Annotated in this window: 23 protein-coding genes, 1 tRNA gene and 1 riboswitch; of the genes, 17 read left to right on the forward strand and 7 right to left on the reverse strand. The window is 70.5% G+C overall.

The genetic code is table 11. The features are described from left to right. Positions 1-210: 210 nt before the first annotated feature. The 5 genes from ACZ6JS_RS04130 to ACZ6JS_RS04150 all read left to right on the forward strand — a co-directional run bounded on the left by ACZ6JS_RS04130 (position 211) and on the right by ACZ6JS_RS04150 (position 3,703). Complete coding sequence (locus tag ACZ6JS_RS04130) at positions 211-1,650, forward strand: amino acid permease (protein WP_469295647.1); 1,440 nt, start codon at positions 211-213, stop codon at positions 1,648-1,650. A 122-nt stretch (positions 1,651-1,772) separates the two neighbouring features. Further along, positions 1,773-2,195, forward strand: a complete 423-nt coding sequence (locus ACZ6JS_RS04135; protein WP_469295648.1) for a M67 family metallopeptidase — start codon at positions 1,773-1,775, stop codon at positions 2,193-2,195. 77 nt (positions 2,196-2,272) lie between these two features. After that, positions 2,273-2,380 carry a putative leader peptide gene (locus ACZ6JS_RS04140; protein ID WP_310941867.1) on the forward strand — a complete coding sequence of 36 codons (108 nt, stop codon included), beginning with the start codon at positions 2,273-2,275 and terminating at the stop codon, positions 2,378-2,380. Between the two features lie 94 nt (positions 2,381-2,474). Beyond that, the gene (locus tag ACZ6JS_RS04145; protein WP_030662661.1) at positions 2,475-2,753 is read left to right on the forward strand and encodes a MoaD/ThiS family protein; all 279 of its coding nucleotides are present in this window, start codon (positions 2,475-2,477) and stop codon (positions 2,751-2,753) included. After that, on the forward strand, positions 2,753-3,703 hold the full coding sequence (locus ACZ6JS_RS04150; protein ID WP_469295651.1) for a PLP-dependent cysteine synthase family protein: 951 nt from the start codon (positions 2,753-2,755) through the stop codon (positions 3,701-3,703). The genes ACZ6JS_RS04145 and ACZ6JS_RS04150 overlap by 1 nt, the downstream gene beginning before the upstream one ends. Positions 3,704-3,938: 235 nt before the next feature. On the opposite strand, the gene ACZ6JS_RS04155 is transcribed toward ACZ6JS_RS04150, so the two are convergent. Then, complete coding sequence (locus ACZ6JS_RS04155) at positions 3,939-4,292, reverse strand: DUF488 domain-containing protein (RefSeq protein ID WP_469295653.1); 354 nt, start codon at positions 4,290-4,292, stop codon at positions 3,939-3,941. Further along, entirely contained in the window at positions 4,292-4,711 is a 420-nt protein-coding gene (locus ACZ6JS_RS04160) for a hypothetical protein (protein ID WP_469295654.1), read from the reverse strand. The genes ACZ6JS_RS04155 and ACZ6JS_RS04160 overlap by 1 nt, the downstream gene beginning before the upstream one ends. 195 nt (positions 4,712-4,906) lie before the next feature. On the opposite strand from ACZ6JS_RS04160, the gene ACZ6JS_RS04165 reads away from it, so the two are divergent. Continuing rightward, entirely contained in the window at positions 4,907-5,659 is a 753-nt protein-coding gene (locus tag ACZ6JS_RS04165; protein WP_469295656.1) for an MBL fold metallo-hydrolase, read from the forward strand. 78 nt (positions 5,660-5,737) lie between these two features. Here ACZ6JS_RS04165 and ACZ6JS_RS04170 read toward each other — a convergent pair whose 3' ends face one another. Together ACZ6JS_RS04170 and ACZ6JS_RS04175 are read right to left on the reverse strand one after the other, a co-directional pair. Further along, entirely contained in the window at positions 5,738-7,012 is a 1,275-nt protein-coding gene (locus tag ACZ6JS_RS04170; protein ID WP_469295657.1) for a PTS transporter subunit EIIC, read from the reverse strand. Positions 7,013-7,277: 265 nt separating this feature from the next. Beyond that, entirely contained in the window at positions 7,278-8,573 is a 1,296-nt protein-coding gene (locus ACZ6JS_RS04175) for a PTS transporter subunit EIIC (protein ID WP_469295659.1), read from the reverse strand. Positions 8,574-8,802: 229 nt separating this feature from the next. Between ACZ6JS_RS04175 and ACZ6JS_RS04180 the strand changes: the two genes are divergently transcribed. The 4 genes from ACZ6JS_RS04180 to rdgB all read left to right on the forward strand — a co-directional run bounded on the left by ACZ6JS_RS04180 (position 8,803) and on the right by rdgB (position 10,998). Beyond that, the gene (locus ACZ6JS_RS04180) at positions 8,803-9,036 is read left to right on the forward strand and encodes a PTS sugar transporter subunit IIB (protein ID WP_030662640.1); all 234 of its coding nucleotides are present in this window, start codon (positions 8,803-8,805) and stop codon (positions 9,034-9,036) included. Positions 9,037-9,149: 113 nt separating this feature from the next. Beyond that, positions 9,150-9,875 (forward strand): ribonuclease PH, encoded by a 726-nt coding sequence (rph, locus tag ACZ6JS_RS04185; protein WP_031152339.1) that lies wholly within the window; start codon positions 9,150-9,152, stop codon positions 9,873-9,875. 120 nt (positions 9,876-9,995) lie between these two features. Beyond that, positions 9,996-10,376, forward strand: coding sequence for a hypothetical protein (locus ACZ6JS_RS04190; protein ID WP_469295660.1), 381 nt, complete (start codon positions 9,996-9,998; stop codon positions 10,374-10,376). 7 nt (positions 10,377-10,383) lie between these two features. Beyond that, a complete protein-coding gene (rdgB, locus tag ACZ6JS_RS04195) occupies positions 10,384-10,998 on the forward strand; it encodes an RdgB/HAM1 family non-canonical purine NTP pyrophosphatase (RefSeq protein ID WP_469295661.1) in 615 nt (204 codons plus the stop codon). A 60-nt stretch (positions 10,999-11,058) separates the two neighbouring features. On the opposite strand, the gene ACZ6JS_RS04200 is transcribed toward rdgB, so the two are convergent. Together ACZ6JS_RS04200 and bcp are read right to left on the reverse strand one after the other, a co-directional pair. Further along, positions 11,059-11,142: transfer RNA gene (locus ACZ6JS_RS04200), tRNA-Leu, on the reverse strand. 929 nt (positions 11,143-12,071) lie between these two features. Next, a complete protein-coding gene (gene bcp, locus ACZ6JS_RS04205; RefSeq protein WP_469295662.1) occupies positions 12,072-12,539 on the reverse strand; it encodes a thioredoxin-dependent thiol peroxidase in 468 nt (155 codons plus the stop codon). 110 nt (positions 12,540-12,649) lie between these two features. Between bcp and ACZ6JS_RS04210 the strand changes: the two genes are divergently transcribed. The 3 genes from ACZ6JS_RS04210 to ACZ6JS_RS04220 all read left to right on the forward strand — a co-directional run bounded on the left by ACZ6JS_RS04210 (position 12,650) and on the right by ACZ6JS_RS04220 (position 13,834). Continuing rightward, on the forward strand, positions 12,650-12,970 hold the full coding sequence (locus ACZ6JS_RS04210) for a DUF3618 domain-containing protein (protein ID WP_469295664.1): 321 nt from the start codon (positions 12,650-12,652) through the stop codon (positions 12,968-12,970). A 43-nt stretch (positions 12,971-13,013) separates the two neighbouring features. Continuing rightward, positions 13,014-13,355 (forward strand): GroES family chaperonin, encoded by a 342-nt coding sequence (locus ACZ6JS_RS04215; RefSeq protein WP_030852162.1) that lies wholly within the window; start codon positions 13,014-13,016, stop codon positions 13,353-13,355. Between the two features lie 57 nt (positions 13,356-13,412). Next, positions 13,413-13,482: riboswitch (guanidine-III (ykkC-III) riboswitch) on the forward strand. A 31-nt stretch (positions 13,483-13,513) separates the two neighbouring features. Then, the gene (locus ACZ6JS_RS04220) at positions 13,514-13,834 is read left to right on the forward strand and encodes a DMT family transporter (protein ID WP_030026576.1); all 321 of its coding nucleotides are present in this window, start codon (positions 13,514-13,516) and stop codon (positions 13,832-13,834) included. Positions 13,835-13,840: 6 nt separating this feature from the next. Here the strand turns inward: ACZ6JS_RS04220 and ACZ6JS_RS04225 are convergent, their stop codons facing one another. Then, complete coding sequence (locus tag ACZ6JS_RS04225; protein WP_469295665.1) at positions 13,841-16,324, reverse strand: transglycosylase domain-containing protein; 2,484 nt, start codon at positions 16,322-16,324, stop codon at positions 13,841-13,843. 206 nt (positions 16,325-16,530) lie between these two features. On the opposite strand from ACZ6JS_RS04225, the gene ACZ6JS_RS04230 reads away from it, so the two are divergent. The 4 genes from ACZ6JS_RS04230 (at position 16,531) to ACZ6JS_RS04245 (ending at position 19,988) form a co-directional block, all read left to right on the forward strand. Beyond that, on the forward strand, positions 16,531-17,370 hold the full coding sequence (locus ACZ6JS_RS04230; RefSeq protein ID WP_469295668.1) for an ABC transporter permease: 840 nt from the start codon (positions 16,531-16,533) through the stop codon (positions 17,368-17,370). A gap of 1 nt (position 17,371) precedes the next feature. After that, positions 17,372-18,256: an ABC transporter permease gene (locus ACZ6JS_RS04235; RefSeq protein ID WP_469296381.1), complete on the forward strand. Its 885-nt coding sequence runs from the start codon at positions 17,372-17,374 to the stop codon at positions 18,254-18,256. A gap of 6 nt (positions 18,257-18,262) precedes the next feature. Beyond that, on the forward strand, positions 18,263-19,231 hold the full coding sequence (locus ACZ6JS_RS04240) for an ABC transporter ATP-binding protein (protein WP_469296383.1): 969 nt from the start codon (positions 18,263-18,265) through the stop codon (positions 19,229-19,231). A 103-nt stretch (positions 19,232-19,334) separates the two neighbouring features. After that, a complete protein-coding gene (locus ACZ6JS_RS04245) occupies positions 19,335-19,988 on the forward strand; it encodes a DUF1707 SHOCT-like domain-containing protein (protein ID WP_469295669.1) in 654 nt (217 codons plus the stop codon). Positions 19,989-20,055 lie beyond the last annotated feature (67 nt).

Genomic DNA, 20,055 nt, shown 5'->3' on the forward strand with positions numbered 1-20,055 from the left:
TTTGATGCCCTGCACCACATTTCTCCCCCTCGGGCGGTCGTAGGCACGTGATAAATCTTCACGACCGCCGAAGGGACGCCACCCATGTCTCCCGGCCCGCTTGAACCGGCAGACCGCCGGCGTGCAACTCCATCCGTATCCGGGGGGATCGAGGACCCGATCCGCAGCCAGCGAAGGCGCGGGTCGGCAGTGGAGAAAGGCGCACCAGACATGACCTCAGTGCAGGTCGAGCAGCACGGCAACACGCCCGGCGAGGGCACCCGGGGCGACGGCGGCGAGGGATACCACCGCACGCTCGGCGCCCGCCAGATCCAGATGATCGCGATCGGCGGAGCCATCGGCACCGGCCTCTTCCTGGGCGCCGGCAAGGCGATCTCCAAGGCCGGCCCCAGCCTGATCCTGGCGTACGCGATCGCGGGCCTGGTCATCTTCTTCATCATGCGGGCCCTGGGCGAGCTGCTCATGTACCGCCCCGTCTCGGGCTCCTTCTCGGACTATGCCCGCGAGTTCCTGGGCCCGTTCTGGGGCTACGTGACGGGCTGGACGTACTGGCTCTTCTGGGTGGTCACCGGCATCACCGAGGTCACCGCGGCCGCGCAGTACATGTCGTACTGGACCCACGACAGCTTCCCCCAGTGGGCCTACGCGCTGATCTTCACGGTCATCCTGTACGGCGCCAACCTGATCTCCGTCAAGCTCTTCGGCGAGCTGGAGTTCTGGTTCTCCATGGTCAAGGTCACCGCCATCGTCGGCATGATCCTGATCTGCGCCGGCATCCTCACCATCGGCTTCTCCGACGCCGCCGAGACCGCCTCCGTCACCAACCTGTGGAACGACGGCGGCTTCTTCCCCAAGGGCATCGGCGGCACGCTGATGACCCTGCAGATCGTGATGTTCGCCTTCCTCGCGGTCGAGCTGGTCGGCGTCACCGCCGGCGAGTCCAAGGACCCCGAGAAGACCCTGCCCAAGGCCATCAACACCGTGCCGTGGCGCATCGCCGTCTTCTACGTCGGCGCGCTCATCATGATCCTGTCGGTCGTCCCGTGGACCCACTTCCAGCCGGGCGTCTCGCCCTTCGTCGCCGCCTTCGAGCGCATGGGCCTGGGCATCGGCGCCGCGATCGTCAACTTCGTCGTCCTGACCGCCGCCCTGTCCTCCTGCAACTCCGGCATGTACTCCACCGGCCGCATGCTGCGCGACCTCGCGCTCAACGGCCAGGGCCCGAAGGTCTTCACCAGGCTCACCAAGAGCGGCACCCCGCTCATCGGCACCACCTTCTCCGCCTCGCTGATGCTGGTGGGCGTCTGGATCAACTACGTCGCGCCCGGCAAGGCCTTCGACTACGTGGTCTCCTTCGCCACCATCTCCGGCATGTGGGCCTGGATCATGATCCTGGTCTGCCAGATCCGCTACCGGGCCAAGGCCGACCGCGGCGAGCTGCCCGGCTCGAAGTTCCGGGCGCCGGGTGCCCCGTACACCAGCTGGTTCGCACTGGCCTTCATCGGCATGGTCATCGTGATGATGGGCGCCGACAAGGACGCCCGGGTCTCGCTGTACTGCGCCCCGCTGTGGGGCGTCATCCTTGGCGTCGCCTACCTGGTCATGAAGAACCGCGACCCGCGCGGCGCGGCCTTCACCAAGGCCTCCTAGCAGCGGTTCCCGGCCCCCTGTCACGGCCGGGAACCCTGCTCCTGCGGACATCCTGTCCACCATGCGGGCCCTCCCGTACCACTCCTCGGTACGGGAGGGCCCGTCTGCTTATCCTGTCGCTCATGCTGACCCTCACCCAGGCCCTGTACGACCGGATCGTCGAGCACGCCCGCCAGGACCACCCCGACGAGGCGTGCGGTGTCGTGGCCGGGCCGGCGGGCACCGGCCGCCCCGAGCGGTTCATCCCGATGCTCAACGCGGCCCGCTCGCCCACGTTCTACGAGTTCGACTCGAAGGACCTCCTCAAGCTCTACCGCGAGATGGACGACCGCGACGAGGAGCCGGTGATCGTCTACCACTCGCACACCGCGACCGAGGCCTACCCCTCGCGCACGGACGTCACGTACGCGAACGAGCCGGGCGCCCACTACGTGCTGGTCTCGACGGCGGACAAGGACGGCCTCGGGGAGTTCCAGTTCCGCTCCTACCGGATCGTCGACAGCGTGATCACCGAGGAAGAAGTGCAGGTCGTCGAGGCCTACTGACCATCATGTGAGCAGGTGGCGTCCACGATGCGGGATCACACTCCAAACCGGGGACCGGGAATCGTTAACATGACCGCATGGTTCCCCACGACGTGAGCATCGAGACGCCCGGCAGGCTGCTGCTCGTGGCGCGGCTGCACGTCGACCTGTGCCGCCTCGCCAGCGCCATCTGTCCTGCCGCCTGAGCACCAGAGCCCTCTCGCGCGGGGGCCCGCACCAACGCGCGCCCGTTTTCCCACGCAGTTGCCACACCCACGTCCTGACGACTGGAGCCCAGCCATGGCCATCGAGGTCCGCATCCCCACCATCCTCCGCACCTACACCGACGGCGAGAAGGCCGTGAACGGTGAGGGCGCCACGCTCGCCGACCTCTTCGCGGACCTGGAGACCCGGCACAAGGGCATCGAGGAGCGCATCGTCGACGGCGGCCAGCTGCGCCGCTTCGTGAACGTCTACCTCAACGACGAGGACGTCCGCTTCCTCGACGGAATCTCCACCGCCCTCAAGGACGGCGACAACGTCACCATCCTCCCGGCCGTGGCCGGCGGATCGAAGTAATGCGCTACGACTCCCCGCTGGCCGCGGTCGGCAACACGCCGCTGGTCCGGCTGCCCCGGCTGTCCCCCTCGGACGACGTCCGGATCTGGGCCAAGCTGGAGGACCGCAACCCGACCGGCTCGATCAAGGACCGCCCCGCGCTCCACATGGTCGAGCAGGCCGAGAAGGACGGCCGGCTCCACCCGGGCTGCACCATCCTGGAACCCACCTCGGGCAACACCGGCATCTCGCTGGCGATGGCGGCCAAGCTCAAGGGCTACCGCATCGTGTGCGTGATGCCGGAGAACACCAGCCAGGAACGGCGTGACCTGCTGGCCATGTGGGGAGCCGAAATCATCTCGTCGCCGGCCGCCGGCGGCTCCAACACCGCCGTCCGGGTGGCCAAGGAACTGGCCGCGGAGCACCCGGACTGGGTGATGCTCTACCAGTACGGGAACCCGGACAACGCGGGCGCGCACTACGCGACCACCGGCCCGGAGATCCTCGCCGACCTCCCGTCGATCACCCACTTCGTGGCCGGCCTGGGCACCACCGGCACCCTGATGGGCGTCGGCCGCTACCTGCGCGAGAACGTCCCCGGAGTGAAGATCGTCGCGGCCGAGCCCCGCTACGACGACCTGGTGTACGGGCTGCGCAACCTCGACGAAGGCTTCGTCCCCGAGCTGTACGACGCCTCCGTGCTCACCACCCGCTACTCGGTGGGCTCCTCGGACGCCGTCACCCGCACGCGGGAGCTGCTCCAGCAGGAGGGCATCTTCGCGGGCGTGTCCACGGGCGCCGCCCTGCACGCGGCGATCGGCGTGGGCCGCAAGGCGGTGGCCGCGGGCGAGACGGCCGACATCGTCTTCGTCGTGGCCGACGGCGGCTGGAAGTACCTCTCGACCGGCGTCTACACCGCGGCGACGACCGAAGAGGCCATCGAGGTCCTCCAGGGCCAGCTCTGGGCGTAGCCGCACCCCGCGGCACCGCTGCCGGGGGCTGCGCCCCGGGAGCCCCGCGCCTCGACCGCCGGCGGGCTGTTCCGCAGCCCGTCCGGCGCTCGAGGACCGGGCGGGCCCGGGCAACGCCCGGCTCTCCGCCGGGACCGGGTCCGGTGCAGCGCCCGGGAGACGGAGAAGGGGCGGGGCGGGGAGCAGCCCGCGCAGCGGCAGCACCGCACCGGCACCCGGGACCGCACCGACACCGTTAGCCGGACAACCGCTCCGCCAGGATCGCGGCATGGCTCGAACCCGGGTCCCTGACTGCGGTCAACAGCGTCACCGGCCCGGCCCCGGCCAGCCCACGCAGGCGATCCAGCTCCGCCACCGCCTCCGGTTCCGCCAGCTCCGCCTCGTACCGCTGCCGGAACTCGCCGGCCGAGCCCCCGTCGTGGAACCACTTGCGCAGCTCCGTCGACGGGGTGACCGCCTTCGGCCACTCGTCGACCCCCGCCGCCGCCTTCGCCAGGCCCCGCGGCCAGAGCCGGTCCACGAGGACCCGCAGCCCGTCCGCCTCCGGCTCCGGCGGGTCGTACACGCGCCGCAAGCGGATCTCCGGCATCACCGACCGCCTCCCAAACCCTTGACCTCGTCCCACACCGCCGGGTCCAGCATTCCCAGCCGGGCCCGGAACTCCCACAGCGACACCTCGTCCGGCCGGTCCGCCTCCAGGAAGCTCGCCCGGCCCTGCGCCCCCACCGTCCCCGGCGGCAGCGGGATCACCCCGGCCCGCCGGTCGTCGTACTTCGCGGTGATCCACGCGACCCGCGCCCGGTGCTCCCGCGCCGGGCCCACGCTCAGGACCAGGCAGGCCCGGCCGTCCGCCAGGGTCCACAGCTCACCGGCCTGCGGGTGCGGCGGCCGGCCGGTCCCGTGCGCGGGCGGGGGTCGTCGCGGGACGCCCAGACGCCCCCCGGCGATCAGCATCACCAATGCCAGGGCCACGACCGCGGCCACCGCGGGCCACCAGGACGTGTCCATGTTTCGACCGTAGCCGCGCGGGAAGGCCCCGGCACGGCAACGCCCGCGCCCACCGTCGCTCCCCCGGGTGACAGCGCAGGTGATTCCCCCCACAACGGCCTGCCGCGGAGGAGCGACCGGACGTTTCGCGCCTTACGCTCGACCCACGCACGGCCCGCATTCCGTCCACGGACCGTCCACGGAGGTTCACGCTCCATGAAGCTCACCGTCGTCGGCTGTTCGGGGTCGTTCCCGTCCGCGGAATCGGCCTGTTCGAGCTACCTCGTCGAGGCCGACGGCTTCCGGCTGCTCCTCGACATGGGCAACGGCGCCCTCGGCGATCTCCAGCGCCACTGCGGTCTCTACGACCTCGACGCGATCTTCCTGAGCCATCTGCACGCCGATCACTGCATCGACATGTGCGCGTACTTCGTCGCCCGCTTCTACCGCCACGAGGGCGGCCGCTGCGGCACCATCCCCGTCTTCGGCCCCGAGGGCACCGAGAAGCGCCTGACCACGGCCTACGACGACGTCCCCGACGAGCGCTCGATGAGCGAGGTCTTCGACTTCCGCACCCTGAAGGCCGGGACCTTCGAGATCGGCCCCTTCCAGGTCCGCACCGAGCGGGTCGCGCACCCCGTCGAGTCCTACGCCATCCGCATCGAGCACGGCGGCCGCTCGCTCACGTACTCCGGGGACACCGGCGTCTGCCCGGAGCTGGGCCAGCTCGCCGAGGGCGTCGACCTCTTCCTCTGCGAGGCCTCCTTCACGCACGGCAAGGAGGACATCCCGGACCTCCACCTCAACGGCCGCGAGGCGGGCGAGTACGCGCACGGCGGCAACGTCGGGCGGCTCGTCCTCACCCACATCCCGCCGTGGACGGACCCCGCGCAGAACCTCGCCGACGCCCGCGCGGTCTACGACGGCCCGGTCGACCTGGCGTACGCGGGCGCGGTCTACGAGGTCTGAGCGCCGCCGCCCCCCGAACACGCGGAAGCCCCCGCTCTCCCTTCCGGGAGGGCGGGGGCTTCCGCGAGGTGACGGGGCCTACTTGGCCTCGGCCTTGGCCATCTCGGCCAGCTCCTCGTCGGACTCGCGGCCCGGCGTGGGGAGGTTGAACTTGGTGATCGCGAAACGGAAGCCGAAGTAGTAGACGGCTCCGAAGACCAGACCGATCGGGATGATCATCCACGGGTTGGTCGCCTTGCTCCAGCCGAGGCCGAGGTCGATCAGGCCCGCGGAGAAGGTGAAGCCGGCGTGGACCCCGAGCGCCCAGGTGATCGCCATGGAGAGGGCGGTCAGGACCGCGTGGATCGCGTAGAGCACCGGCGCGATGAACATGAAGGAGAACTCGATGGGCTCGGTGACACCGGTGACGAAGGAGGTGAGCGCGAGCGAGACCATCATGCCGGTGACGGCCTTGCGGCGCTCCGGACGGGCGGTGTGCGCGATGGCCAGGGCGGCGGCCGGCAGACCGAACATCATGATCGGGAAGAAGCCCGTCATGAACAGACCGGCGTCCGGGTCACCGGCGAAGAAGCGGTTCAGGTCACCGTGGACGACCTCGCCGGCGGCGTTGGTGAAGTCACCGATCTGGAACCAGGCGACGGTGTTGACGAACTGGTGCATGCCGATCGGGATCAGCGCGCGGTTGATGGCGCCGAAGACACCGGCGCCCGCGGCGCCCAGACCGGTCATCCACTCACCGAAGTTGGAGATGACCTCGCCGATCGGCTCCCAGACCAGACCGAAGAACACACCGGCGATGACGCCGACGAACGCCATGATGATCGGGACGAGTCGGCGGCCGTTGAAGAAGCCGAGCCAGTCCACCAGCTTGGTGCGGTGGTAGCGCTGCCACAGGACCGCGGCGAGCAGACCCATGATGATGCCGCCGAGAACGCCCGGGTTGTTGTACGTCGCGGCGACGTCGACACCCTTGTTCTCAGTGGTGTTGATGACGGCCTCGGTCACCGGGAAGGCCGTGAGGACGTTCTTGTAGACCAGGAAGCCGACGAGCGCGGCAAGCGCCGTGGAGCCGTCCGCCTTCTTGGCGAAGCCGATCGCCACGCCGATGCAGAACAGCAGCGGCAGGTTCGCGAAGACGGCGTCACCGGCGGTGGCGAACACCGTGGCGACCTTGCCCCAGCCGAGGCCGTCCTTGCCGAAGACGTCGGGCTGGCCGAGGCGCATCAGGATGCCGGCGGCGGGCAGGACGGCGATGGGCAGCTGGAGGCTGCGGCCGACCTTCTGCAGACCCTGGATCAGGCCGGCTCCTCGCTTCTTGGCGGGCGGCGCAGCGGCGTCAGTAGCCGTACTCATAACTTCCTCCGGGGAGCAAGGCGCCGCCTGGGGCGTGGAGCCAAGGGGGACGGCGACGTCTCAGAAAGGGGGCACACGCCGCCGGGGGAAGCGGTCGTGGTCTACACCAATCGTGGTGTAGACCAGTTGTAACACGGTGAGGGTTAGATAAGGAACCTTCGTTTTCCTGTGGCCTGGATCACATCTTCCCGGGCGTGTCGAAGGGCCCCCGGATCGTGATCCAGGGGCCCTTGACGAGCCGGTCCCGACCCTGTTCCGAAGGGGCTCAGGCCTTGGTGTTCTCCGCCTCCATCGCCTCGATCTCCTCGTCCGACTCCCGGCCGGGCGTCGGGATGTCGAACTTCGTGATCGCGAACCGGAAGACGACGTAATAGACGACCGCGAACCCGAGCCCGATCGGAATGATCAGCCAGGGCTTCGTGGCGAGCCCCCAGTTGATGACGTAGTCGATCAGGCCCGCCGAGAAGCTGAAGCCGTCGTGGACGCCGAACGCCCACGTCACCGCCATCGACACGCCCGTCAGCACCGCGTGGACCGCGTACAGCGCCGGCGCGACGAAGAGGAAGGAGTACTCCAGCGGTTCGGTGATCCCGGTGACGAACGAGGTCAGGGCCACCGACAGCATCAGGCCGCCGACCTCCTTGCGCCGTTGCGGCTTCGCGCAGTGCGTGATCGCCAGCGCCGCCGCAGGCAGGGCGAACATCATGATCGGGAAGAAGCCCGTCAGGAACAGGCCCGCGTCCGGGTCGCCGCTGAGGAACATGTTGATGTCGCCGTGCACCACCTCGCCGTTCGGCTTGGTGAAACTGCCGAACTGGAACCACACCGGCACGTTCAGGAACTGGTGCAGGCCGACCACCAGCAGCGCGCGGTTCGCGACGCCGAAGATGCCCGCACCCCAGTAGTCCAGGCCCACCAGCCAGTCGGAGAAGCTCTCCAACGCGTCACCGATCGGCGGCCAGATCCACAGGCAGAGCGCGGCGAAGGCGATCGCCACGAAGGCCATGATGATCGGGACGAGCCGGCGGCCGTTGAAGAAGCCGAGCCAGTCGACCAGCTTCACCCGGTGGTAGCGCTGCCAGAACCACGCGGCCAGCAGCCCCATGATGATCCCGCCGAACACCCCCGGATTCTGGAAGGTGTACTGCGCGAAGGTGTCGTCCGGCCCCAGGCAGCCGCCCCCGACGTCCTTCGTCCCGTCGGGGCAGGGCACCGGGAACGCGCGCAGGACGCTGCGGTAGACGAGGAAGCCGGCCACCGCCGCCAGCGCCGTCGAGCCGTCGGCCTTCTTGGCCATGCCGATCGCGACGCCCACACAGAAGAGGAGAGGCAGTCCGAGGTCGGCGTTGAGCAGGGCGCCGCCCGCGGCGGCCATGACCTTGGCGATCTGGGGCCACACGCCGGTGCCCTCGGCGTTGATCAGTCCGAGCCGGTTCAGGATGCCGGCCGCGGGCAGGACCGCGATCGGCAGCTGCAGGCTCCTCCCCATCTTCTGCAGCCCCTGGAAGAGGGTGTTGCGTCGGGACGGTCGTGGCACTGCGGCGGCGCTGCTCGCACTCATCGGCGTCTCCCTGGCCGGCCCGGTTTTTGGCTGCGGCAGCAGTTGCGTGCACACTGGTGTAGACCAGTTGTGGGCAGGTTGCTGCTGATCGTCATCATTCGGCAGGGACCGGACACGCGCTCGCGTAGATGGGCCAACCGTGCGTTACCGTGACAACGCGGGTCGTGCGGGTGGGTATCCACGGTCCGGCCGCTGAGACTCGTTCTTCGCATCACTCAGGGAGAAACACATGGCCACCAAGGCTGAGAAGATCGTCGCCGGGCTCGGCGGCATCGAGAACATCGAAGAGGTCGAGGGCTGCATCACCCGCCTGCGCACCGAGGTCATCAACCCCGACCTCGTCGACGAAGCCGCCCTCAAGGCCGCCGGCGCCCACGGCGTCGTCCGGATGGGCACCGCGGTCCAGGTCGTCATCGGCACCGACGCCGACCCGATCGCCGCCGACATCGAAGACATGATGTGATCCGGACTCCCTGAGTCCGGGCCGCCCGGCCCGAACCACCGAGCACCGACGGACCCCGTCCCGCAACCCGGACGGGGTCTTCGCGTTCCCGGGCACCCACTAGGCTCGGACACATGTCTCGCATCGACGGCCGCACGCCCGAACAGCTCCGCCCGGTCACCATCGAACGGGGATGGAGCAAGCACGCCGAGGGCTCCGTCCTCATCTCCTTCGGAGACACCAAGGTCTTCTGCACCGCCTCCTTCACCGAAGGCGTCCCGCGCTGGCGCAAGGGCAGCGGCGAAGGCTGGGTCACCTCCGAGTACTCGATGCTGCCGCGCTCCACCAACACCCGCGGCGACCGCGAATCCGTCCGCGGCAAGATCGGCGGCCGCACGCACGAGATCTCCCGCCTCATCGGCCGCTCGCTGCGCGCCGTCATCGACTACAAGGCCCTCGGCGAGAACACCATCGTCCTGGACTGCGACGTCCTCCAGGCCGACGGCGGTACCCGCACCGCCGCCATCACCGGCGCCTACGTCGCCCTCGCCGACGCCGTCGCCTGGGGCCAGAAGAAGAAGCTCGTCAAGGCCGGCCGCAAGCCCCTCACCGGAACAGTCGCCGCCGTCAGCGTCGGCATCGTCGACGGCGTCCCGCTCCTCGACCTCTGCTACGAGGAGGACGTGCGCGCCGAGACCGACATGAACGTGGTCTGCACCGGCGACGGCCGCTTCGTCGAGGTCCAGGGCACCGCCGAGGGCGAGCCCTTCGACCGCAAGGAACTCAACGCCCTCCTCGACCTCGCCGCCGGCGGCTGCGCGGACCTCGAGGCCATCCAGCGGGGCGCGCTGGACCTGTAGCCGGCAACCGCGGGCCGCCCCCCGGCGTCCCTACGGACAACGGGCGCACGGTGTCACCACCGTGCGCCCGCCCCTGTACGCACACGTCCGCCCCTGTACACGTCCTCTCGGGAGAACCGCATGAAGCTCCGCATAGCGGCAGTAGCCGTGGCAGCCGTCCTGACCATCCCGGCCCTTTCCGCCTGCGACGCCATCTCCACGGCGATGGACTGCGCGAACACGGCGGTCGCCATCACGGAGGGCGCGAACGACCTCCAGCAGGCCGTCTCCCAGGCGGGCAACAGCCCCCAGGACGCCAAGAACGCCCTCGACCAGATCGAGTCGAACCTCAAGAAGATCGGCGACCAGACGGGCAACGCCGACCTGGGCAAGGCCATCGACTCGATGAACACGGCCGTCAAGAACGTCCGCACCGCCATCGAGAGCGGCAACCCCACCCCGGACATCAAGCCGGTCGCCGACGCCGCGAGCGAGATCTCCAAGGTCTGCACCCCGGGATAATGAGGGCATGACCTCGACGCCCAGCAGCCTGATCCTCGCGACCCGCAACGCGGGCAAACTCTCCGAACTGCGCGCCATCCTCGCCGACGCCGGCCTGCCCCACGGGCTGGTCGGCGCGGACGCGTACCCGGAGATCCCCGACGTCAAGGAGACCGGCGTCACCTTCGCCGAGAACGCCCTCCTCAAGGCACACGCCCTGGCCCGGGCCACCGGCCTGCCGGCGGTCGCCGACGACTCGGGGCTGTGCGTGGACGTCCTGCACGGCGCCCCCGGCATCTTCTCCGCCCGCTGGGCCGGCCGCCACGGCGACGACAAGGCCAACCTGGACCTGCTCCTCGCCCAGCTCGGCGACATCGCCGACGAGAACCGCGGCGCCCACTTCGCGTGCGCGGCGGCCCTCGCCCTGCCGGACGGCACCGAACGCGTCGTGGAGGGCCGCCTCGTGGGCACCCTGCGCCACACCCCCTCGGGCACGGGCGGCTTCGGCTACGACCCGATCCTCCAGCCCCTGGGCGAGTCCCGTACCTGCGCGGAACTGACCCCGGCCGAGAAGAACGCCATCTCCCACCGCGGCCAGGCCTTCCGCGCCCTGGTCCCCTTCATCCGCGCCCTCCTGACCTGACGCCCGGATACGCCGACGGCCCCGTACACAGCAGGGTGTACGGGGCCGTCGGCGTGAACGTGCGGTTGGGGGGACTCGAACCCCCACGGGTTTTACCCCACTGGGACCTAAACCCAGCGTGACTGCCAATTCCACCACAACCGCGACACGTTACCCAATTTGGACATCTTGTCCGCCTGGGTCGCTTCAGTCTACGGGCGGCGGGGCGGCGAGTCAGCCCTGGGAGGGCGCTTCCGGCACCACGTGTCCGTCAGGGTGTGGCAGTTGGGGCAGAGGTACCGGGGGCTCTCGCGGCGATTGTCGAGCCGGTCGCCGTTGACATGGCCGATCTGGAGCGCGATCGGCCGCCCCTGCCGCTCGCCGGGGTTCCCGCACCAGGCGCAGGAGTGCGGGCCCCCCACTTCTTGTCAGAGCGCGGGAGACGGGGGCGCCCGGTCCGGGTGGAGCCCTCGGGATGCAGTGCGAGCGTGTCCGGGGCGACCGGCTTCACGGCCGCGGCCGGCGGCCTGCCCCATGGGCGTCGCGTGAAGTGTCCGACGACCGTCCGTCGTCCGGCATGCCCAGAACTCGCGCCGCCCCGCGGAGGCTTCCGGATGTGGCGGCAGCCTGGGCGAGCTCCTGCCCGGTGAACGGCAGTTCGACGCGCTGCCGTCTCGCACCGTGAAGTGGCTGGCGACTGTGCCTGCCGCAGCGATGCGGCTGACGATGTGCGACAGCGTCCCGGTCGACGGCCGGGCGGCCGAGTGCGAGGGCCACTTCGCGGACGGTCGTCGACCAGGCCGCAGCCGAGGCGATGGCCTCGTCCGAGCAGAGGTGCCCGGCGCTCCGGTGTGTGAAATGTTCGGCGTCCAAGCCGTGGAGCTCCGCTGCGGCCCGAAACTTTCGCCGCTGTCCCCGCTGACTTCGAGCCCGAGCCGTCTCGCCAGGTCTGCACAGCTCATCGACTCGGCTATGGCCGCGGCCAGTGGCTCCCGCTCGTGCGGAGCGACCATCGTCGCCCCCTCGTTCCCCGCCGCGTAAGCGGAGCGGGCCGCCCCTTGTCGGGGGCGGCCCGCTCCGGGGGGACGGGGGCGTCAGATGCCCAGATCCTTGATGATCTTGGCTACGTGGCCCGTCGCCTTCACGTTGTAGAAGGCGTGCTCGACCTTGCCCTCCTGGTCCACGACCACCGTGGAGCGGATGACGCCCGTGACCGTCTTGCCGTACAGCTTCTTCTCGCCGAACGCCCCGTACGCCGTCAGCGTCTCCTTCTCCGGGTCGCCGACCAGGGTGACCTTCAGGTGCTCCTTCTCGCGGAACTTCGCCAGCTTCTCCGGCTTGTCCGGGGAGACGCCGATCACGTCGTAGCCGGCCGTCGCCAGGACGTCCAGGTTGTCCGTGAAGTCGCAGGCCTGCTTCGTGCAGCCCGGCGTCAGGGCGGCCGGGTAGAAGTACACGATGACCTTGCGGCCCTTGTGGTCGGCGAGCGAGACCTCGTTGCCGTCCGCGTCGGGCAGGGTGAAGGCGGGGGCGGTGTCGCCCGGCTGGAGTCGCTCGCTCATCTGACAGTCTCCTCGGGAGGGGATCGGTACGTCACGAGACTAAGCTGACAGACTGTTCACGGCGGACTACGCCCCCACACGATCACGACCACGACGACGGAGGCAGCGCGGTGTCGGAAGCCAGGACCCCCGCACAGATCGAGGCGGACATCGTCCGCCGCCGCGAGCAGCTCGCCGAGACGCTCGACGAGATCGGCGTGCGCATGCACCCGAAGACGATCATCGGGGACGCGCGGGCCCGGGTCGCCTCGAGCGTCGACCAGACCGCGGGGCGGGCCTACGCCTCCGTGAACCGCCTCGTGACGGACGTGCGGGACGGTCTGAGCCACGAGGACGGGGCCCCGCGTCTGGAGCGCGTCGTGCCCATCGCTCTGCTCGCGGTCGGCGTCGTCGGCCTGCTCGTCGTCACGGCGCGCCGCAGGCGCGGATGACCCTGGGCGGTACGGGACGGGCGCGGAAAGGTAGGTTCGGGGCGTGAGCGAGAACACCACCCACGACAAGCTGCCCATTCGCATGCTGCACGACCGCGTGCTCGTGAAGTCCGACCTGCCCGAGGGCGAGCGGCGCTCCGGCGGCGGCATCCTGATCCCGGCGACTGCCGCCGTGGGCAAGCGGCTGGCCTGGGCCGAGGTCGTCGCGGTCGGGCAGAACGTACGGACCGTCGAACCCGGGGACCGGGTGCTGTACGACCCCGAGGACCGCGCCGAGGTCGAGGTGCGCGGGGCGACGTACGTGCTGATGCGCGAGCGGGACCTGCACGCCGTGGCCGCGGAGCGGCTGGAGGGGTCGGACGACTCCACCGGGCTGTACCTCTGAGCCTCTGGTCGACACGCACGGCAGAAGGGCTGGTGGCCGAGGTCACCGGCCCTTTTCGCTGCCCTTTGCTACGGTGGGGGAGAACCCGACGAGACGCGCCGTACCGGGTACGACAAGACGACGCACCCCGTATCGCTCGATGTCTCGGAGGTGCCGTCATGGCCTGGGTTCTCCTTCTCCTCGCCGGTCTGCTCGAAGTCGGCTGGTCGATCGGCATGAAGTTCACCGAGGGCTTCACCCGGCTGTGGCCCAGTGTGTTCACGGGCGCCGGGATCGTGGCCAGCATGGTGCTGCTGTCCTACGCCGCGAAGACCCTGCCCATCGGCACGGCGTACGGGGTGTGGGTGGGCATCGGCGCCGCCGGCGCGGCCGTGCTCGGTATGGCGGTGCTGGGTGAGCCCGTCACCGCCGCCCGGATCTTCTTCATCTGTCTGCTGCTGGTCGCCGTGGTGGGGCTGAAGGCGACCTCCGGTCACTGATCCCGCTCATTCCAGGAAGGCGGACGGCGGGCGGCGGCCGCCGACCATTCCGCCGCCGTCCCAGCCGCCCCCGCCCGTGCCCGTGCCCGTCCCGCCCTGGGCGCCGGGCGTGGTGCCGCCCTCGTCGCCCTGGCTGGTGCCGCCGTCGTCCTGGCCGCCCTGGGTGCGACCCGCGGTGTCCTGGCCTCCTTGCGTCTGTCCGCCGTTGCGGCCGCCGCCGTCCTGGCCTCCGTTGTCCCGGCCGCCCTGCGTGCGGCCACTGTCGCCCTGTCCGCCGTTGTCCTGGCCGCCGGACGGCGGTGTGGGCCGCCGGGGAGGAGAGGGGGTGTCGTCGCCGGGGGTCTCCGGCGGAGGTTCCGACTGCCAGGAGGGCGGCGCCGGGGGCTGTGCGGCGCCCGGCTGCAGTTCGAGTTCGAAGTCGACGGGGTCGGTGCCCTCCAGCGCGGTCTTCGTGTACGAGGCCCAGATCCGGGCGGGGTAGCCGCCACCGCCGATGCGGGGCTCGCCGAGGGCCCCGTACAGCGACTCCAGGGTTCCGGTGTCCGGGTCCTGGCCCATCATCGCGACCACGGTGACCAGGGTCGGGGTGTAGGCCGCGAACCAGGCGGAGCGGTCCAGCTCCCCGGTACCGGTCTTGCCCGCGGCCGGGTGTCCGGCGGCGAGGGCCGCCGTACCGGTGCCGTTGTCCACGACGCTGACCAGCATGGACGTGGTGGTGTCGGCGGCTTCGCGACTGATGGCCTGGACGGGGGTGCGCTCGGGCAGGGGGATCGTGTCGTCGCCCTTCGCGATCTCCTCCAGGAAGGTGTAGGGGGTGCGGCGGCCGTGGTCGGCGAGGGTCGCGTACGCCTGGGTCATGTCGAGGACGCTGGCCTGGAGGGTGCCGAGCGCCATGGCCGGCCCGACCACGAAGTTCGGGGTGTCCTCGGGGATGCCGAGATCGACGGCGGTCTTCTTGACCTTGGCGGTGCCGACGTCGACGGCCATCTGCGCGTACACGGCGTTCACGGAGAGGTCGGTGGCGGTGTTGACGGTGATGTTGCCGTAGGAGACCTGGCCCTCGTTCTCCGGGGCGAAACGGATCCGGCCGCCGACGACGGGACGTTTGTTGTCGCCGTTGTAGACCGTGTGGGGGGTGATCCTGCGGCCGTCCTGGGTGCGGGAGTCGTTCTCGACGGCGGCCGCGAAGACGAACGGCTTGAAGGTGGAGGCGACCTGGTAGTCGTGGCGGGTCGCGTTGTTCACGTACTGCCTGGTGTAGTCGACGCCGCCGTACATGGCGACGACCTTGCCGGTGGCCGGGTCGATGGAGACCCCGCCGGCCCGGACCACCCGGTCCGCCCTGCGCGCCTCGGGGTCGAGCCTGCTCAGCATCTGGCCGTCGACGGCTTCGGCGAAGTCGGCCTGGCGGCGCCGGTCGATGGTGGTCCGGATGCGGTAGCCGCCCTCGGCGAGGGTCTTGTCGTCGAGGATCTCGCGGTCGAGGATGAATTCCTTGATCGCTTCCACGAGGTAGCCGCGCTGGCCGGACAGGCCTGCGGCGGCCCGGACCTTGCCGGGCTCGGGGAACTGCGTGGCGACGCGCCGGGCGGCGGGCAGCCAGTCCTTCTTGACCATGCCGTCGAGGACGTAGTTCCAGCGGGCGAGGGCACGGGCGCGGCTCTGCGGGTGGGAGACGACGTCGAAGGCGCTGGGGGAGTTGAGCAGGGTGGCGAGGTATGCGCCCTCGGCGGTGGTGAGGCTGCCGACGTCCTTGCCGTAGTAGGCCTGGGAAGCGGCCTGGATGCCGTAGGCGTTGCGGCCGAAGTAGCTGGTGTTCAGGTAGCCCTCGAGGATGTAGGCCTTGGACTTCTCACGACCGAGTTTGATCGCGATGAAGAACTCCTTGGCCTTGCGTTTGATCGTCTGTTCCTGACCCAGGTAGTAGTTCTTGACGTACTGCTGGGTGATCGTGGAACCGGACTGGGTGCCCTTGCCGGTGGCCGTGTTCCACGCGGCGCGGACCATCGCCTTGGGGTCCACCGCCCGTTCGGAGTAGAAGTCCCGGTCCTCCGCGGCCAGTACGGCCTCCTGGACGGTCAGCGGGATCTGCGAGAGGGGCACGTTGACGCGGTTGACCTCACCGTCGCGGGCGAGCTGGGAGCCGTCGGAGTACAGGTAGACATTGGACTGCGCGGTCGCGGCCGCGTTGGCCGGCGGGATGTCGACCAGCAGGTAGCCGGCCACGAGGCCGCCGCCGATCAGGAGGGCGAGGAGCAGTACGGCGCCGAGGACCACGCGCCAGGTGGGGAGGAGGCGGCGCCATCCGGTCCGCCCGCGGCGGGACTTCGCGCCCGGTCCGCCGCCGACGGGCCCGCCGCCCGCTCCGGGAGGCTGTGGCCCTGGCTGCGTCCGCCGCCCGGGCGGCCGTTCGGCTCGGGGGTGCGGGGCGCCGGGCGGGGTGTCCGGGTCTCGAGGGGTCCAGCCCGCGGGTGGTGACTGGTCGCTCATCTCCAGGACTCCTCGACACTGTTCGAAATATCCACTTCTGTACCTCATGGTGTCTACCCGATGGCCGGTGACCACCGCCCGGGACGGGGGTAAATCGGTCGCGTGGCTCGCCCCTCCGCACTAAGCTCGCGCGCTTTGGCCGACCTGGCCGACCCGGCCGACGTAGGAACGACGCGGAAAACGGAGGGGATACGGTGCGCCAGAGAGTGCGCCACAGAGTGCGCCAGAGCGTGGGCCGGAGAGCGGGCCTGTACGCGGCGGTCGCGGCCGGCGGATTCCGGCGCTACGCCACCTACGGGACGGCGACCGCGGCGGGCGTGTTCACCAACACCGTCTTCGGGTTCATCGTCGCGTTCACGTACATCGCCCTGTGGGACCAGCGCCCCGGGTTGGGCGGCTACGACCTGTCCCAGGCCCTCACCTTCGTCTGGGTGAGCCAGTCGCTGCTGGCCGCAGGGGCGTTGATCGGCGGCGGGTTCCAGGAGGAGCTCCAGGAGCGGGTCCGCACGGGCGACATCGCCGTCGACCTCTACCGGCCCGCGGACCTCCAGATGTGGTGGCTCGCGGCCGACCTGGGCCGCGCCGCCTTCCAACTGCTGGGGCGCGGGCTGGTCCCGCTCGCGGCGGGGGCGCTGGCGTTCCGGCTGGCGCTGCCCTCGGACCCGTGGCGCTGGCTGCTGTTCCTGGCCTCCGTCGGGCTCGGGCTGGTGGTGAGCTTCGCCCTGCGCTACCTGCTGGGGCTGCTGGCCTTCTGGCTGCTGGACGGGGCCGGGATCAACCTGATGGCGACCGTCGTCTCGATCTTCTTCTCGGGGATGCTGCTGCCGCTGACCGCCTTTCCGGGGGCCTTCGGCGAGTTCGTGCGCGTACTGCCGTGGGCGGCGATGCTCCAGGTGCCGCTGGACGTGCTGCTGGGCGAGCATTCGGGGGCCGGGGCCGCGGTCGGCGCGCTGGGCTTCCAGGCCGGCTGGGCTCTCGTACTGCTGGGCATCGGGCGGCTGTTGCAGTCGGCGGCGACGCGGAGGGTGGTGGTCCAGGGTGGCTGACGTGGCCGAGGCGGCCGAGGCGGCCGAGGGGGCCCCGGAGCGGGAGTTCGCGGATCTGGAACTGCCCCGGGCGCGTGGCCGGGTCCGGGAGGGGCTGCGCGGCTACGGCCTGATCGTCGCCATGTGGATCCGGTCGACGATGACGTACCGGACGTCCTTCGCCCTGGCGACGCTCGGCAACGCATCGATCACGCTGCTGGACTTCGTCGCGATCTCCATCATGTTCTCGCACGTGGACGCCCTCGGCGGCTTCACCCTGCCCGAGGTCGCCCTGCTGTACGGGTCCTGCTCGGCGTCCCTGGGGCTGGCGGACCTGCTGCTGGGGAACACCGACAGGATCGGTGCCCGGATCCGCGACGGTTCGCTCGACACCATGCTGGTGCGGCCGGTCCCGCTGCTCGCGCAGGTCGCGGCCGATCGTTTCGCGCTGCGCCGACTGGGCCGCATCGCGCAGGGGCTGGGGCTGCTCGGCTGGGCGCTCTGGTCCCTGGACGTGGACTGGACGGCCGGGAAGGCCCTCCTGGTACCCGTGATGGTGCTGGCCGGTGCGGCGATCTTCGCGGCGGTGATGGTGGCCGGGGCGGCCTTCCAGTTCATCGCCGGGGACGCGGCGGAGGTGCAGAACTCCTTCACCTACGGCGGCTGCACGATGCTGCAGTACCCGCCGACGATCTTCGCGACGGAGCTGTTGCGCGCGGTGACCTTCATCGTGCCGTTGGCCTTCGTCAACTGGCTGCCCGCGCTGTACGTGCTGGGGCGGCCCGATCCGCTGGGGCTGCCGGGGTGGGCCGCGTTCCTGAGCCCGCTGGTGGCTCTCGCGGTGTTCGTGCCCGCGTCGCTGGCCTGGCGCGCGGGAGTCCGTTCGTACCGGAGCACGGGGAGCTGAGCCGTGGTGGATGATGCGCTGATCTCGCTGGACGGAGTCGAGAAGGCCTTCGACGTACGACGCCGGGTGGGCCTGATGCGACGGGAGAAACGCCAGGTCAGGGCGGTGGACGGGATCAGCTTCGCGGTCGCGCGGGGCGAGGTGGTCGGCTACATCGGGCCCAACGGGGCCGGGAAGTCCACCACCATCAAGATGCTGACCGGGATCCTCACCCCGAGCGGCGGCAGGCTGCGCGTCGCGGGCATCGACCCGGCCCGGGAGCGGGTGCGTCTCGCGCAGCGGATCGGGGTGGTCTTCGGGCAGCGCACCACGCTGTGGTGGGACCTGCCGCTGAAGGACTCCTACGGGCTGATGCGGCGGATGTACCGGGTGCCGAGGGCGCGGTTCGAGGAGAACCTGGAGCGGTGCGTGGACCGCCTGGACCTGGGCGAGCTGCTCGACGTGCCCGTACGCCAGCTGTCGCTCGGGCAGCGGATGCGCGGGGACATCGCGGCGGCGCTGCTGCACGATCCGGACGTGCTGTACCTGGACGAGCCGACGATCGGGCTCGACGTGGTGAGCAAGGCGAAGGTGCGCGGCTTCCTGCGGCAGTTGAACGAGGAGCGCGGCACGACGGTGCTGCTGACCACGCACGACCTGCAGGACATCGAGCAGCTCTGCGAGCGCGTGATGGTGATCGACCACGGGCGGCTGATGTACGACGGGGCGCTGGGCGGGCTGCACGCGGCGGGGTCGGTGGGGGAGAGCGAGCGGACGCTGGTGGTGGACCTGGAGCGGGAGCTGGCGCCGATCAGCGTGCCGGGGGCGCGGGTGGTGAAGGTGGAGGGCCCCAGGCAGTGGCTGGCGTTCCCGGCTGGTGCGTCGGCGGCGCCGCTGGTGTCGGCGGTGGCTGCGGAGTACCCGCTGGTGGACCTTTCGGTGCGGGAGCCGGACATCGAGGACGTGATCGCGAGGATGTACGCGGGGCGGGGCTGACGGGCGGGGGCCGGTTCTCGGGGGCACTCTCAGGGTTCGGTCGGGGGCGGTCTCAGGGGCCGGGACCATACAACTCCCGCAGACCGGTGCATAGTCTGGACGCATGAGTGACGAGCGGCCGGAGAAGCCGTTGCCGGAGTTGAGGGCGTCGGATGCCGACCGGGACCGGGTGGTGGAGCGTCTTCGGGACGCCGTCGCCGAGGGCCGGCTCGACATGGAGGAATTCGAGGAGCGGCTGGAGGCGGCGTACAAGTCCCGTACGTACGCCGAACTGGAACCGCTGACGGCCGACCTGCCGGCGGCCCCCGGCCCGGCCGCGACGCCGGCGTCGCCGCCGGCGGGCGCCGCCTGGCCGGGCCGGATCGGCGGGACCGGCTCGTCGGCGATGGCCGTCGCGGTGATGTCGGGCTTCCAGCGCAAGGGCCGGTGGACGGTCCCGGCCCGCTTCGACGCGGTGGCGTTCTGGGGCGGCGGCGAGCTGGACCTGCGCGAGGCGGACTTCGCGCAGCGCGAAGTGGTGATCAACTGTGTCGCGATCATGGGCGGCATCGAGATCACGGTGCCGCCGGGGGTGGACGTGGACGTACGGGGCTTCGGCTTCATGGGCGCCTTCGACCAGCGCGACAGCCCGGGCCCGACGCAGCCTGGCGCTCCGCGGGTGGTGGTGACCGGTTTCGCCTTCTGGGGCGGCGTGGAAGTCAAGATCAAGAACCCGAAACGCCCCATGGGCGGCCCGTCGCTCCGCAAGGAGCTCTGACCACTCTGCGCTCCCGCGGGGGTGGCGGTTTGCCGGAGGCTTCGGCGGGGCCGGGGTTCCGGCCCGG

It is taken from the genome of Streptomyces sp. NPDC046349, from assembly GCF_055587885.1.

Excerpts from the sequence above, each read along its gene's own strand:
- ACZ6JS_RS04130 (WP_469295647.1), top strand. The coding sequence starts at position 211 with ATGACCTCAGTGCAGGTCGAGCAGCACGGCAACACGCCCGGCGAGGGC.
- ACZ6JS_RS04135 (WP_469295648.1), top strand. The coding sequence starts at position 1,773 with ATGCTGACCCTCACCCAGGCCCTGTACGACCGGATCGTCGAGCACGCC.
- ACZ6JS_RS04140 (WP_310941867.1), top strand. The coding sequence starts at position 2,273 with ATGGTTCCCCACGACGTGAGCATCGAGACGCCCGGCAGGCTGCTGCTC.
- ACZ6JS_RS04145 (WP_030662661.1), top strand. The coding sequence starts at position 2,475 with ATGGCCATCGAGGTCCGCATCCCCACCATCCTCCGCACCTACACCGAC.
- ACZ6JS_RS04150 (WP_469295651.1), top strand. The coding sequence starts at position 2,753 with ATGCGCTACGACTCCCCGCTGGCCGCGGTCGGCAACACGCCGCTGGTC.
- ACZ6JS_RS04155 (WP_469295653.1), bottom strand. The coding sequence starts at position 4,292 with ATGCCGGAGATCCGCTTGCGGCGCGTGTACGACCCGCCGGAGCCGGAG.
- ACZ6JS_RS04160 (WP_469295654.1), bottom strand. The coding sequence starts at position 4,711 with ATGGACACGTCCTGGTGGCCCGCGGTGGCCGCGGTCGTGGCCCTGGCA.
- ACZ6JS_RS04165 (WP_469295656.1), top strand. The coding sequence starts at position 4,907 with ATGAAGCTCACCGTCGTCGGCTGTTCGGGGTCGTTCCCGTCCGCGGAA.
- ACZ6JS_RS04170 (WP_469295657.1), bottom strand. The coding sequence starts at position 7,012 with ATGAGTACGGCTACTGACGCCGCTGCGCCGCCCGCCAAGAAGCGAGGA.
- ACZ6JS_RS04175 (WP_469295659.1), bottom strand. The coding sequence starts at position 8,573 with ATGAGTGCGAGCAGCGCCGCCGCAGTGCCACGACCGTCCCGACGCAAC.
- ACZ6JS_RS04180 (WP_030662640.1), top strand. The coding sequence starts at position 8,803 with ATGGCCACCAAGGCTGAGAAGATCGTCGCCGGGCTCGGCGGCATCGAG.
- rph (WP_031152339.1), top strand. The coding sequence starts at position 9,150 with ATGTCTCGCATCGACGGCCGCACGCCCGAACAGCTCCGCCCGGTCACC.
- ACZ6JS_RS04190 (WP_469295660.1), top strand. The coding sequence starts at position 9,996 with ATGAAGCTCCGCATAGCGGCAGTAGCCGTGGCAGCCGTCCTGACCATC.
- rdgB (WP_469295661.1), top strand. The coding sequence starts at position 10,384 with ATGACCTCGACGCCCAGCAGCCTGATCCTCGCGACCCGCAACGCGGGC.
- bcp (WP_469295662.1), bottom strand. The coding sequence starts at position 12,539 with ATGAGCGAGCGACTCCAGCCGGGCGACACCGCCCCCGCCTTCACCCTG.
- ACZ6JS_RS04220 (WP_030026576.1), top strand. The coding sequence starts at position 13,514 with ATGGCCTGGGTTCTCCTTCTCCTCGCCGGTCTGCTCGAAGTCGGCTGG.
- ACZ6JS_RS04225 (WP_469295665.1), bottom strand. The coding sequence starts at position 16,324 with ATGAGCGACCAGTCACCACCCGCGGGCTGGACCCCTCGAGACCCGGAC.
- ACZ6JS_RS04245 (WP_469295669.1), top strand. The coding sequence starts at position 19,335 with ATGAGTGACGAGCGGCCGGAGAAGCCGTTGCCGGAGTTGAGGGCGTCG.